The organism is Bacteroidales bacterium (assembly GCA_023229505.1).
Lineage (GTDB): Bacteria > Bacteroidota > Bacteroidia > Bacteroidales > JAGOPY01 > JAGOPY01.
This window is the reverse complement of record JALNZD010000017.1, coordinates 38,875-53,217: the sequence shown is the minus strand read 5'-3', so window position 1 is coordinate 53,217 and position 14,343 is coordinate 38,875. Positions and strand designations below refer to the sequence as shown.

The following is a 14,343-nucleotide window of genomic DNA, read 5'->3' as shown; positions in this document are numbered from 1 at the left end:
GGTCGTTATGACCTCTTTGGATTTAATTGTTATAAAATGAAAAAGACATTCATTATTACATTATCGTTGTTTATTTCGTTTAGCATTACATTAGATGCACAATACACATTTCAAACAACAATATCAAATCCGGACGATCAGATAATAAACTGTGTAACAGAAGATGATGATGGAAATTTCATTCTTGTTGGGCGCAAGTACTCCAAAGAATTAGACCTTACACAAGCTTATCTCATACGGCTTGCTCCGTCAGGAGAATTAATGGATGAAATGGTGTTTGACACATCGCAAGAAAGTAGGACCTCAATGTTTTTTAATGTATTTTTTTTTAATGATAACTTATTTCTTCTAGGCTCCAAACGCATTGATGCTGAAACTACCAAACTATTATATTTGAAACTTGATAAAAATTTAATTATAGTAAATGAGAAATTACTTGATATTCCTGCATCTCGATGGTTTTCTTATATGAATTCCATTATCGATTCAGACAGCAATTTTGTTATAACGGGTTATACAACTCGTTTAGATACAAATCAAAATAGAGATACGAATTATAATAATGATGCTTTCTTTTACAAGTTGAGCTTAAATGGTGATTCACTTACATCACATTTTTATACTTCATGGGTTCCAATACATTTCTCATTCGATTTAATAGAAAGTCAAGACAGCTCAAAATATTATGCCTTTGTTAGTCATTTCACAGAAGTTTTTGGAACATCAGGTCAAAGACTTACTCTTAACAAGAATTTAGATAGCCTGAATATTGATTCGATTCCATTGCGTGTGTATGATTTTTATTCACCAATATACCTTAATCAAGGTGAAATATTAATATGCGGAAAATCAGGAGCATTTCCTCCAAATGATTATGCATTAAATGTTCTTACAATAACAGAAACAGGATCTTTAATTGATTACGGGACATTTAAAAAAAATCCTTTCAGAGATCACCCTTCGATGTTTCAGGGAGTTAGTAAATATGATAATAACATATACGTTGGGGGGACATCCAATTTTGACTATTACAATCCTTTCTTTAGCACATTAGATTCCTGGTTCCATTTAATAAAAATCAATCCCGACATCACTCCAATATGGGAAAACTGGTACGGAGGCGATGCTTATTATTTTTTATACAGCATTCTGGCTACAAGCGATAGCGGTTGTTTAATGGTTGGAAACCGATATGACTACGAAACGCAAGATATGGAAAGAGACATCTACGTGGCAAAAGTAGATAGCGAAGGTCTTATTGTCTGGACCCAGGAAATTCAACCGGACAAACACATGTTCACAATATATCCAAATCCCGGGAACGAGACGTTAAATGTTAATTTACCATTAGATCAGTTAGAGTTTCAACTTTTTGACCTGACAGGAAGGATGGAATTCGAAGCGGAACTTTCGTCTGGCACAAATTCCATAACTGTCTCAAGCCTGCCTGCCGGGATTTATCTTTACCGGATCTATGACCGGAATCAACGGATGATCCAGTCAGGGAAATGGATTAAAATGTAGATGTTCAGTCAGTAGGTCGTCAGAAAATGGTCTTGTTTCAACAAATTTTCACTAAATAATTTGTGTTTAATTTGTGTGAATTTTTTGAACAATCGAACAATAGATCAACTGAACAATCGAACAATAGAACAATCGAACCCGTAACCCCCGAATAATTTTCGATAATTTATCCCCCGGCATTTGGAATCTGGAATTATTTTCCGATCTTTGCACCCCAATTTTCGAAATATAATCCAACGATAAAAATTAACAATTTATGCCAACGAAAATCAGATTGCAGAGAAAAGGTAAAAAAGGGGTTCCTTTTTACCACGTTGTCATTGCGGATGGTCGTGCACCACGGGACGGGAAATTCATCGAAAGAATTGGCATTTACAATCCTGTGTCCAAACCAACCGAAATCGACATCAATTTTGAACGTGCCCTTTACTGGCTTCAGGCCGGGGCAGAACCTACCGATACGGTAAACGCTCTTTTATCCTTCAAAGGAATACTATATAAGCATCACCTGATGAAAGGTGTGAAAAAAGGCGCTTTGACTGAAGAAATGGCCGAAGCTAAATTCCAGACCTGGTTGCAGGAGAAAAAGGAAAAATTTGTCGCCAAGATCAAAGAGGTAGAATTATCGAGCAAAGATGGCCGCAAAAAACGGATGGAAGCCGAAATGAAAGTCAACGAGACCCGTGCAAAGGAACTTCAGGCAAAACGCGCTAAAGAACTGAAAGCAAAACACGCCGCTGAAACCACCGAAGAAGAACCTGAAGCAGAAACTCAGGACGTCGTTGCAGAAGAACCGGTAGCTGAAGTGCAGCCCGTTGTTGAAGAGCAACCTGCAGTCGTGGAAGAAGTTGTGACTGAAGTTGAGCCCGTAGTCGAAGAAGAGCCAGCCACTGTTGAAGAAGTTGTTGCTGAAGTGGAGCCCGTTGTTGAAGAACAACCTGCAGTGGAAGAAATTGCGTCTGAAGAACCGTCTGTAGAGCCTGCTGAAGAAGAAGCTGAAACCAAAGCATAATTGATTATTAAAAATAATTTTCAATTTTCAATTTTCAATTTTAACTCTATACTTATTGCCCAGAATCAATAAACCAATGGATTAATCCATTGGTTTTATTAATTTTACCCTATGAGCCCAATACCTGCAAATATCCATGAAGGCTATTTCCTTCTTGGAAAAATCATCCGCACCCACGGTTATAAAGGCGGCCTGAAAGCGATCTTCGACGTTGATCAACCCCAGGAATACCGGGAACTGGATATGCTTTTCATCGAAGTGAAAGATCAATTGATCCCCTGGATGGTGGAAAATATCCATTTTGAAAATAACAAGGCAAATTTAAAATTAACCGACCTGAAAGACATGGAAGGGGCCGGGAAGCTTGTCGGTTGTTTTATCTACCTCCCGGTTGAATTGCTGCCGAAATTAAAAGGAAACAAGTTTTATTATCACGAAGTGACCGGTTTCAGGATTCATGATGAGCATCGCGGCGATATCGGCATCATCGACAGGGTGATTGAGCTGCCTAATAATCCGCTTTTTGCCATCACATCCGGCGAAAAGGAAATCCTGCTGCCCATTTCCGGTGAGATCATCCTGAAAGTAGACCGGAAGAAGAAAATGATCGAAGTGAAAGCTCCGGAGGGGCTGATAGACATCTACCTTGAGTAGTTCAAAGTTCAAAGGGCAAAGTTCAAAGTTAAAGTTTTAAAGTTCAGAGTTTTGATTTCAAATTTCAAATTTCAAATTTCAAACCACAAACCAATAACCACTAACAATTAACCAATAACTATTTTCGAGAAAAAGTAGGGTAAACAGTTCTTTGTGCGGTATTGTGGTAAAACACAAAAAATTAAAACACATGAAAAGAGTAAATTTAGTTTTAGGATTGATCGCCTTCACCAGTTTTGCAATCTTGGTGACTGGTTGCAAAAAAGACAACGACATTCAGTTGGAAGATAAAACTATTTCCCAGGATGATGCTTATGCCGAGAGTACTTTTGAAAATGTAAGCGATATGGCTGATGAAGCCTATGACATCGGTACAGGTAACCATCTTAAATCGACTGATGGGAATAGGATATTCCTGAGTGAATGCGCCACTGTCACCTTGGATACCACTGTATTTCCACGTGAACTGACCATCGATTTCGGCGATGTTAATTGTTTATGCCATGATGGCAAGTACCGCAGAGGGAAGATCATCATCACCTTTACCGGGAGGTACCGCCAGCCCGGAACAGTCATTACTCATGGTTTTGAGAATTATTATGTGAACGATAATAGCGTGGACGGGACGAAAGTGGTCACCAACATGGGAGAAAATGAAAACGGGAACCTTTACTTCACTATCGAAGTGGTGGGTGTGGTCCAGAGAGTTGACGACAGCAGCACGTTCAGCTGGAATTCTTCCCGGGTCCGTGAATGGATTCAGGGCTCAAATACCCCCAACCGTTGGGATGACATCTACCTGTTAACGGGCACCGCACATGGGACCAGACCAAACGGGCTGACCTGGGAAAAGGAAATTATCAATCCATTGCGCATTGAACTGGCTTGCAGGTTCATCGTCTCCGGAACGGTCGAAATTCGCCCGCAGGACCGCCCTGTCAGGTTGCTGGACTACGGCACCGGGGAATGCGATAATATCGCCACTGTCACGGTAAACGGCGAAACTTACACGATCTACCTGCATTAAATAAATTGAAAAGCTACATCATTGACACGAGCCCAGTTCAAAGATCTTTTTGATAATCATTTTGATTCAGTGCGAAATTACATTTACTACCGGTCTGGCGATGCTGAGGTGGCTACTGATATTGCTCAGGAAACATTTCTGCGTATCTGGGAAAAGCAGCCTTCTTCAGATAATGACAATATCACAGGGCTGCTTTATAAAATTGCCCGTGACCAGTTTGTCAGCCAATACAGGAAACAAAAAGTTATATCGAAATTCATGTTAAGCACAAAGCCTGATATCGCCGGAATATCGCCTGAAGACCAGATGGTGTTCGAAGAATTGAAAAACCGGTATGAGATCGCCCTGGCAAATTTACCAGAGAAGCAGAGGACGGTCTTTTTAATGAGCAGGATGGAGCAATTGAAATACAATGAGATAGCAGAAAGATTGGGATTGAGTGTCAAAGCCGTCGAAAAGCGGATGAACCTTGCACTTTCGTTTATCAGACAAGCATTAGGAGAATAAATGAAAAAAAGTTACGATTATATCGACTCCAGTTATAGTCCTGCAAAGGATCCTGAAGTTTTTTTTCAGAATATCGGGATCATATATGAAAAAAGCCGTGAAGAGGTCTGGGCAGCGCTTGATGAAAGACTCACCGAGAAACCAGCCTCTGGAATAGTAATTTTCAACTCATACCGGCTTGCTTTCGGTATTGCTGCAGCTATCCTCCTGCTGGCCGGGATCTTCTCTTTGCTCCGTTTTTACACTACACCTATTTCCTGCCCGGCCGGTCAACATCTTTCTTATACTTTGCCAGACGGATCAACAATTGAAATGAATGCCGATTCGAGAATGACGTTCAATCCACTATGGTGGCAATTTGCCCGGAAGTTAAACTTTGAAGGGGAAGGGTACTTTGAGGTGCAAAAGGGCAAAAAGTTCGAAGTAGTTTCGGATTTTGGCAGGACCGTAGTGCTGGGGACAAGCTTTAACATCTATTCCCGCGAAAGTGAGTATAAAGTAACCTGCTTTACCGGAAAAGTTAAAGTGATCTCCTTTACTTCGGATGAAGCGGTTCTCAGCCCGGAATATGAGGCCAGAGTTGATTCAGATGGCAACATTATAGTTTGGAAGGACCAGAATGCCGGGGTTTCTAATTCCTGGATAAACAACATGTTTGTTTTCACTGCCAGACCTCTTATCCAGGTATTTAATGAGATCGGACGGCAATATGATGTAACGATCATGTTTAAAACTAAACTGGATTATTCATACACCGGGTATTTCTCAAAAGACAGGCCGGTGGAAGAAGTTTTGACATTAGTATGTAAACCATTTGGACTTACTTTTGCCAGGATTTCGGAAAAAGAGTATGATATCTACCAAAACTAACGGATGGTGAACCGGAGCAAAGCGCTGTTTCTTCTATTGTTTTTGATAGCTTCATCTATTTCTTTCAGCCAGCAGGTCAGTATCAATGTAGATTCCAGGCCGCTGAGCGAAGTGCTGATCGGCCTTGCCAGCAATTACAATATTCAGATCTCCTTTGATGACCGCAATCTTTCCCAATTCAAAGTTTCGCTTTCCGGCACCTTTGATTCACCTGAAACTGCAATCCATAAACTAATTGACGGATTGCCATTGGAAATCGTAAAAAAAGAGGATGTCTTTATCATCTTCCCTCCAAAGAAACCTGATAAACCTAAATCCTTCAGTTTAACCGGGCAGGTTTTGGAAAAAGGCTCAAGGGAGTCGCTCCCATACTCGCACGTGATCATCAACAACTATGGGATGGCAACGGACCTGAAAGGGAGTTTTGCATTCCTCTCATCCACCGACAGTGTATTTACCGTCAAGGTATCGCATTTGGGTTATTTTATACTGGATACATTGGTAAACGGGACGGCAGACTTGCATTTTCTGCTTACTCCTTCATTAATAGGACTATCAGAAGTTGAGATTAAAAATTCGCTGATAGAAAGATCAACCTTAATCGGAGATCAGGCTGGCATGATGAAACTCAATCACCAGATCGCTAATTTCTTACCTGGATTTGGCGACAATTCAGTTTTCAATCTATTACGGTTGCAGCCCGGCATCCTCGCATCAGGAGAGCAGACGAACGAATTGATCATCTGGGGATGCTATGAAGGACAGAGTAAGGTCATTTTTGATGGGTTTACCATTTACGGTCTCAAAAACTTTAACGATAACATCAGTTCATTCAATCCTTTGATGGCTAAAGATATTGAAGTTTACAAGGGCGGGTATGATGCCCGTTACGGGGAAAGGGTCGGCGGGATTGTCAATATTACCGGCAAAAACGGAAACACGCTCAGGCCCTCCTTTTCGGTTGACATTAACAATATGACCATGAACGGCATGGTCGAAGTGCCTTTATTCAGGAACAGTTCATTAGTGGTGGCTTTGCGGCATACTTATTATGAGCTTTATAACCCTGGTGACCTCAACTCCCTGATCAGACGGAACAATGATCCGGACACCACCAATGACGTGGACCTGAACATCGTCCCGGATTACCGTTTCCGGGATATCAACATCAAGTATTCAGCAAAGATCCGTGACAGGGACCTGTTCTATATCAGCTTATACGCAGGCAATGACCGTTTTTCATATTCCATAGAAGAACCCGTAGATAACGTTGTGATTACAAAAAAGACGCAGGAAGACAATACCCAGTCGGGCGGGGCAATTTTTTATGGCAAAACATGGAAGAACGGATATTCCACGAATTTTAGCCTGAATTATTCGGTCTTAAAATCTGATTTTTCTGATGATCTTACTGTGGAACGCATTCTCATCCAACAGATTGACCAAGTGAAAAATATGGATGCCAGGAATATTATTCGTGAGAAGACTTTCCAGGTGGATAACCGTTTCCCTGTTCATCATTCCCATATTCTGGAAGGCGGAATGGTTTACAAATATAACCAGGTTGAATTGGCCGAGGACACTTTCAATATCGTCCAGGCAGGTATTTCAGGGGAAGCCCGCCGGCTCACATTGTTTTTCCAGGATAATATAGCTCTCAGCAAAAGAGTGGACTTCAAAGCCGGGTTAAGGATAACCCATGCAATTAACCTTAAGAAATTATACCTTGAGCCCAGGTTTTCGGTATCTGTTAAGGCAGGTGAGTCCTGGAAGATCAATGCAGCCTGGGGTATTTACGATCAGTTCATTACGAAAAGCTCAGTGCTGGATGATCAGGGGAATTATCGCTATATATGGGCGGTCTGTGACAACGAAAGTATCCCGGTCCTTCTTGCAAACCACTTTGTCCTGGGAACATCATATTTTCATAATGACTTCACAGTCAGTCTTGAAGGATATTTTAAGAATGTTACCGGCCTGACCAGGTATGTAAAAAATGCACATCTGGGGATTGAAGGCATTTACGAGGGTAAAGGGCGCAGTTATGGGATCGATGTGATGATCAAGAAAGATTACCGCGGACACTCTGCCTGGGTAGCCTATTCACTTAGCCGGACAGAGGAACTTTTTGAATATTTCAAAAATGATGCATACAGGCGGGCACCTCAGGACCAGCGGCACGAACTCAAGTTGGCTACACTGGTGAACCTGGATCCATTTTACATATCAGCCGATTATGTTCTCGGATCAGGTTTCCCTTCATCTCCTTCATTACTCTCTGAGGAACAGGATAACCTGACTTATAGCCGGCTTGATTTAGCTTTCATATATAAATTTCTCGACAGGAAACTGAAAGGTGAGATCGGGCTTTCAGTTTTGAATGTATTGAACACGCAGAATATCAAATATGCCAATTTTGAAAGAGTCGCCACAAATCAGACAAATTACATCAATATATATTCAGAATCTATTCCACTGACCCCGGCACTTTATTTAAAGCTAGCGCTTTAAAGTTCAAAGTTCAAAGGGCAAAGGGCAAAGTTGAAGAAAACAGAATACAGAACTCAGAACTCTGGAACATCGGAATTTTGAAACCAAAACTTTTTACCATGAAAACCATCATCACAATTTCCCTGGCATGTATATTTATTCTCCTTTTCCAGGGATGTGGGCAGCAGGATAAAGCCCCATTGCGGATTGCCTTATCCAAAGGGAGCCCGGATACGTCATATGCGAACTATTATAATTGGATCCGATCTGTTGATTCGACGGTTATTTGCCAGGATATGTATGCTATGCCCCTGGATTCGGCATTGAAATTATTCAAAGGATGTTCAGGGCTGCTGCTAACCGGCGGCACCGACATTAACCCGGGTCTTTATGGTAAAGCTTATGATACCGTGAGATGCTGGCCTATCGACCATCATCTTGACCTGCTTGAAATGACGCTGATCGATTCAGCAGTGGCATGGGGCATGCCTATCCTGGGAATCTGCCGTGGCCACCAGATGCTCAACGTTGCCCTGAGTGGTAGTCTAATTGTAGATATCCCCTCTGATTTCGACACCTCAGTTATCCATCAATGTGAAGATTATCTGAGTTGCTTCCACACGGTTACTATTGATACGGGTTCTTTGCTCTATGAAATATCAGGAATTACCACCGGGGAAGTCACCAGCAACCATCACCAGGCTGCAGACCAGGTGGCATTGCCGTTAAAAGCCGTTGCCTTCACGACAGACGGATTGGTAGAAGCCGAAGAATGGAAGAACCCGGCAGGAAAAAGTTTTTTACTTGGCGTTCAGTGGCACCCGGAGAGAATGGAGCCGGGAGATCCGCTATCCGGGCCGATAGCAGTGAAGTTCCTGGATGAATGCAGGAAATTCAGGAAGTAGGCAGTTGGCAGTTGACAGTAGATTCGCCTGTAGGGTTCACCGGCCGGTGAACCCTACAACTACCTATTTACAACCAATGACCAATAACAAATAACCACTAACCAATGACCATCAACGATGAAAAACCGCGCTGTGCCTGGATCAAGGATCCGTGAAGTGCAAAAAGAATTCGGGTCATTTGATAAATATATCTGGTCATTTGTAAATTTTCAACCATTAATGAATTCGTGGCAATCTCTTTCTGAATTACCTGCAAAGACCGGAATTTCGGATATTATGAGTAAAGACCTGACTAAAAGAGGATTTAAATTTGTCGGATCAACAATTTGTTATGCTTTTATGCAGGCTGCAGGTATGGTGAACGATCATGTCGTTGGGTGCTTTCGGTACAGGGAGGTTAGTGGTTAGTGGTTAGTGGTATAAAAATCTCGATATTGTTTCACCGTTCCACCGTTTCACTGTTTCACTGTTTCACTGTTTCACTGTTTTACCTTCCGTTCCGGAACTTTTTCATTAATAACATAAACCAGCCGGAATGTCAACATGTTGTTATATTGTTTGCGTGTCCAGGGCGGATCAGTTTTATAAAAGATATCATAAAATGTTCTTTCTCTAATCGGTATCAATGAATAAGCAAAACGGATATTAAACTTTAATTGTTTCCACACCCTAATTTGTAAATCAACAAGAATATTGAAATCGTTTTTATTAAATTCAACAGTATCTGAATAAGGAGGAATTAAATCTCCATGTTCTATTTCTGAACTAGAAACAAGTCGCCCATATGAAAATCCTAATCCGGCTGTATAACGTTCCCTATCTGTATAATGGGCCATCAAAGGCACTTCGACATAATTAAGTCTCAAATTATATTCACCTGTATATTTAAGATTTTCAGTAGAATCATATAAGGTATACTGCTGTTTTTCTCTTGCTCCTTTCTGGTTAAAAATCGTTTCCAGTGTGATGTCCCACTTTTTAATCGGGAGAATGGCAGCCAGCCCAAAATGCCCGCCGACCCTTTTATATCCATAAACTTCATCACCATCGACCTGTGAAAGATTCATTCCACCCATCACCGCACCTTTGAACCGCTGGGCAGAGAGCGGAGAGCTTAGGGCTAAGAGCAGGGAAACTATTAAAAGATATTTCAGTTCATTTTTCACTTTTCACTTTTCACTTCTTTCATCGACAGGTTGATCCTTCTCCTCTCTTTATCCACTTCAAGCACCCTTACCTGCACTTTCTGATTTATTTTGACGATCTCTTTTGGGTCCCGGACAAACTTATCAGCCATCTGGCTGACATGAACCAATCCGTCCTGGTGCACCCCGATATCAATAAAAGCTCCAAAAGCGGTAATATTTGTTACGATTCCCGGAAGCACCATCCCGGGTATCAAGTCTTCAATTCCATTGACCCCTTTTGCAAATTCGAACAGGTCGAATTTTTCCCTGGGGTCGCGTCCGGGTTTGGCTAGTTCCTGCATGATATCGTTAAGGGTTGGAAGCCCTGTTTTATCATTAACGTAATCTGCCAGGTTTATTATGTTCCGTGCTTCTTCATTTATTATCAATTCTTCCACGGTAATCTGAGCCTGTTTTGCCATTTTATAAACTACGTGGTAGCTTTCCGGGTGCACCGCGCTCCTGTCGAGCGGGTTAGGGGCATTTCTGATCCTCAGAAAACCTGCGGCCTGCTCGAATGCTTTATCACCGAACCTTGTAACTTTTTTAAATTCCTCCCTTGAAGTGAAAGGTCCGTTTTTCTTGCGAAAATTGACAATATTCTGCGCTAACGCCGGGCCAACACCTGAGACAAATGACAGCAGCTCTTTACTGGCCGTATTAACTTCAACGCCTACCTGGTTGACACAAATGGTCACAGTATCTTCAAGGCTCTGCTGCAGGGCGTTCTGGTTCACATCGTGCTGGTATTGCCCCACACCTATCGATTTCGGGTCGATTTTGACCAGTTCGGCAAGGGGGTCCATGAGCCTGCGCCCAATGGAAACAGCACCTCTCACGGTTACGTCATATTCCGGAAACTCCTCCCGGGCAATTTTTGAAGCAGAGTAAACTGATGCGCCGCTTTCATTGACCATAACTGCTATCAGATCCTTGTCAAACCGGATATTGCGGACAAAACGCTCGGTCTCGCGACCGGCTGTCCCGTTGCCAATGGCAATGGCTTCAATTTTATAGGCATCGATCAGGCTCAGGATCTTTTTTTCTGCCAGTCTGACCTGGTTTTCCGGGGGATGAGGATAGATAGTTTCATTGTGCAGCAGGTTACCTTGCTTATCCAGGCAAACTATTTTACATCCTGTTCGAAAGCCCGGATCTATTGCCAAAACATTTTTCTGACCGAGTGGAGGCAGCATTAACAACTGCTTGAGGTTATCGGTAAATACCATGATGGCATGATGATCTGCCTTCTCTTTGGCAGCAGCCTTAATCCCGGTTTCCATGGAAGACTGAAGAAGCCGGGAATAAGAGTCATAAATAGCTTCACGGATTTGTTCCGCACAGTCTTCGGTACTATTTTTAAGGAAAATATCTTCCAGCTCAATGATTGCTTTTTCTTTCGGGGGCTGAATACTGTTCCGCAAAAATCCTTCAGCCTCTCCCCTCATCATGGCAAGATAACGGTGTGAAGGGGCTTTCATTACCGGTTCCTGCCATTCATAATAATTCTGATAATTGATCCCTTCAAGTTCTTTGCCTTTGATAACATGAGATGATATCACCCCATCCCTGTAAAATAATTTACGGATCCTTACCCTTGCATATCTGTTTTCGTTAATCCATTCTGCAATGATATCCCTTGCACCTGCCAGTGCATCTTCTTCATTGGCCACGCCTTTCTCAGGATTAATGAATAAACCCGCCTTACGGTAAAGATCAGGCTCCCGTTTGGCCATAATGATCCTGGCCAGTGGTTCCAGTCCTTTTTCACGTGCTATGGCAGCACGCGTCCTTTTCTTTGGCTTATATGGCAGGTAAAGATCCTCAAGTTCGGTCATTGTAAGGGCTTCCATCAGTTGTTCCCGGAGCTGGTCGGTAAGCATGCCTTGTTCTTCAATGCTTTTGAGAATCGCATCCCGGCGTTTATCCAGTTCCTGCAATTGTTTCAGCCGGTCACGTATATGGGTGATGGCCACCTCATCAAGGCTGCCGGTAAGCTCTTTGCGGTATCTGGCTATGAAAGGTACGGTCGCACCGCTTTCCAATAAGGCTGCAGTATTGATAACCTGCCCGGTGGATACATTTAGTTCTTCGGCTATGGTAATGTAATACTTCTTATCCATCTCATCTCAAAAGGATCACATTTCCTTTATAAGCAATCCGTTCTGTTTTTCCTTCTCTTTCTACATCATAATTAATCAACCATACATAGACATCACCAGGAGCATCCTTGCCATTTATTTTACCATCCCAACCCTGTGTGATATCGTTGCTCACGTAGATCTGCTGGCCCCATCGGTTGTATATGTACATCGTGAAGTTCTCAACAGCTTCCAGGGAAGATGCATAAGCTTTGAAAACATTATTGACTCCCCCAGGGCGGAAAGCATTGGGTACAATTACATCGAAGTAGATTACGAGGACTGTGTCGATATTATAACAGCAAAGTGCATTTTGTACAGTTACCCAATAAGTCCCGGACTCATTGATTTTCACCACCTGGGTATTCTCGCCGGTTGACCACTCGTATGAGGCATATCCTTCGCCAGCATTAAGCAGGATCGGGGAACCGGGGTACATATATACCGTATCGCCGATGTTGACAGAAGGTAATTCATTGACAACCACTGATTCAAAATATGGACCGTATGTTACGCCGTTATAGGTCTCCGTAACCTGCACGGTATAGGAACCGGGGCCGGAGAAAACATGATCCGGCTGGACTGCTGTTGAAGAATTAGAGCTACTGGCAGGATCACCAAACTGCCAGGAGACATTACCAATATTCGAATTATTCTGCAGGGTGAAAATGGTTGTGTCGGCAAAACAAATATTTTCCACATCAAAGTGTGGCAGGTCGAAATAGGATTGCATGAAATTCGGAAAGCCGAAGCGGCTTCTTTTTCCCTGCAGGTCCATTGCATTTGCTGTGAAATTACAGGTCGTGCCAGGTCTTTTAGGATTTTGAATCACCGCTAATGCAGCGGAACCATTAGGTGACCTGGACACATAAATCCTACCGTCGGTTCCCAATTGGATTCCTCCGAAATAACTTCCAAGTGTATCAGAAGCTATAGTATCATAATTATTGAAGATGGCGTTTCCCAAGCTTACATCGAACTGGAACAGGTAGGATGGCGGTGTAAAGTTCGGCTGTGGAAGGCTCGTGGACGTAGTGGTTGCATATAAATACCTTGAATCGGATGAGAATTCTATGCCATAGGCTTCATTAAAAACCTGTGAAGAAGTGACGGCATCGGTTACTCTTCCATTAGATGCATCAAAGTTGAAAATTTCATAAATATCTGAACCGTGGATGGCCAAGGCAAGTTTGGAACCGTCCGGGCTGATTTTCATAAAACCAATACCATTATTAGTTTCTCCGGGTGCCGAATGAACGGTCCCAATAGTACTACTGACATAATTGGTGGTATCTACCCCATTTGAGGTGACCGCGAAGGAGTAAAACTCATTTGAGTTAAACCTGTGAGCCACAACCCAATAATCTTTTCCATTACTATGTTGGATCGCGGATAATTTCGAAGAAACTTCGGGTTGGAGCAGTATCTTATTCTTCCTGGTGATATCTCCCAGGCCACCGTTCCTGTTCAGATTGAGTTCATTATATTCGAAACCGTAAATAGTCTGTGGATCGCTGGGATTCTGCTTGGGGCGATGTGTCGTAAAGATATAGTATATACTATCACTTCCCGGCTTTGGAACGATAAGAACCGGCATCGTATAGCCCACAAAACCGTGCAGGCCGGAACCGTTGGGCATAAGACCACCCATCCGGTCCCAGACTTTAGTTCCGTCAGTATAGAATAATATGTTACCCATGCTGTCGGCCATTACTGCAGGACTGGTCGGGATATTCATCAGAAAATTTGTCACGTCAGGTACCGGATCCTGAGGCCTGAAATCCAGGCCGGCATTTTGTCCGAAAAACCAACGGTCTGCTTCGTGGCTGGCAACAGTGCAGTTAGTATTACGAACCTCGGCTTTTAGATAACCCTGAGAAAATAAATTCCCGGGAGCAATCAAAATGAATGCCGCCAGTACCAGAATTGTTAAATAGTAGTAATAGTTTCGGGAAACGCTCTTATTCATGCTGGGATTTGTAATTTAATGAATGATTGTTGGGTTTTTAGGATGGCCAAAGGTAAC

At 42.5% G+C, this 14,343-nt stretch carries 11 protein-coding genes and 1 pseudogene; 9 read left to right on the top strand and 3 right to left on the bottom strand.

The window, feature by feature from the left end; genetic code table 11:
* The first annotated feature begins 36 nt into the window (after positions 1–36).
* The 9 genes and pseudogenes from M0Q51_07965 (at position 37) to M0Q51_07925 (ending at position 9,397) form a co-directional block, all read left to right on the top strand.
* Complete coding sequence (locus M0Q51_07965; GenBank protein ID MCK9399911.1) at positions 37–1,524, top strand: T9SS type A sorting domain-containing protein; 1,488 nt, start codon at positions 37–39, stop codon at positions 1,522–1,524.
* A 256-nt stretch (positions 1,525–1,780) separates the two neighbouring features.
* On the top strand, positions 1,781–2,536 hold the full coding sequence (locus M0Q51_07960; GenBank protein MCK9399910.1) for a 30S ribosomal protein S16: 756 nt from the start codon (positions 1,781–1,783) through the stop codon (positions 2,534–2,536).
* 111 nt (positions 2,537–2,647) lie between these two features.
* Entirely contained in the window at positions 2,648–3,190 is a 543-nt protein-coding gene (rimM, locus tag M0Q51_07955) for a ribosome maturation factor RimM (protein MCK9399909.1), read from the top strand.
* 190 nt (positions 3,191–3,380) lie between these two features.
* Positions 3,381–4,217, top strand: coding sequence for a hypothetical protein (locus M0Q51_07950; GenBank protein MCK9399908.1), 837 nt, complete (start codon positions 3,381–3,383; stop codon positions 4,215–4,217).
* Positions 4,218–4,238: 21 nt separating this feature from the next.
* Positions 4,239–4,724: an RNA polymerase sigma-70 factor gene (locus M0Q51_07945; GenBank protein MCK9399907.1), complete on the top strand. Its 486-nt coding sequence runs from the start codon at positions 4,239–4,241 to the stop codon at positions 4,722–4,724.
* Positions 4,725–5,594 carry a FecR family protein gene (locus M0Q51_07940; protein ID MCK9399906.1) on the top strand — a complete coding sequence of 290 codons (870 nt, stop codon included), beginning with the start codon at positions 4,725–4,727 and terminating at the stop codon, positions 5,592–5,594.
* A gap of 3 nt (positions 5,595–5,597) precedes the next feature.
* On the top strand, positions 5,598–8,105 hold the full coding sequence (locus tag M0Q51_07935) for a TonB-dependent receptor (protein ID MCK9399905.1): 2,508 nt from the start codon (positions 5,598–5,600) through the stop codon (positions 8,103–8,105).
* Between the two features lie 98 nt (positions 8,106–8,203).
* Positions 8,204–8,989, top strand: coding sequence for a gamma-glutamyl-gamma-aminobutyrate hydrolase family protein (locus M0Q51_07930; GenBank protein ID MCK9399904.1), 786 nt, complete (start codon positions 8,204–8,206; stop codon positions 8,987–8,989).
* Between the two features lie 186 nt (positions 8,990–9,175).
* Positions 9,176–9,397: pseudogene (locus M0Q51_07925) on the top strand (DNA-3-methyladenine glycosylase I).
* 71 nt (positions 9,398–9,468) lie between these two features.
* On the opposite strand, the gene M0Q51_07920 reads toward M0Q51_07925, so the two are convergent.
* From M0Q51_07920 to M0Q51_07910, 3 genes are read right to left on the bottom strand one after another with little or no spacing between them, the layout of a single operon-like run.
* On the bottom strand, positions 9,469–10,155 hold the full coding sequence (locus M0Q51_07920) for a PorT family protein (protein MCK9399903.1): 687 nt from the start codon (positions 10,153–10,155) through the stop codon (positions 9,469–9,471).
* Positions 10,152–12,299, bottom strand: a complete 2,148-nt coding sequence (locus tag M0Q51_07915; GenBank protein ID MCK9399902.1) for an RNA-binding transcriptional accessory protein — start codon at positions 12,297–12,299, stop codon at positions 10,152–10,154. The genes M0Q51_07920 and M0Q51_07915 overlap by 4 nt, the downstream gene beginning before the upstream one ends.
* 1 nt (position 12,300) lies before the next feature.
* Positions 12,301–14,286 (bottom strand): gliding motility-associated C-terminal domain-containing protein, encoded by a 1,986-nt coding sequence (locus M0Q51_07910; protein ID MCK9399901.1) that lies wholly within the window; start codon positions 14,284–14,286, stop codon positions 12,301–12,303.
* Positions 14,287–14,343 lie beyond the last annotated feature (57 nt).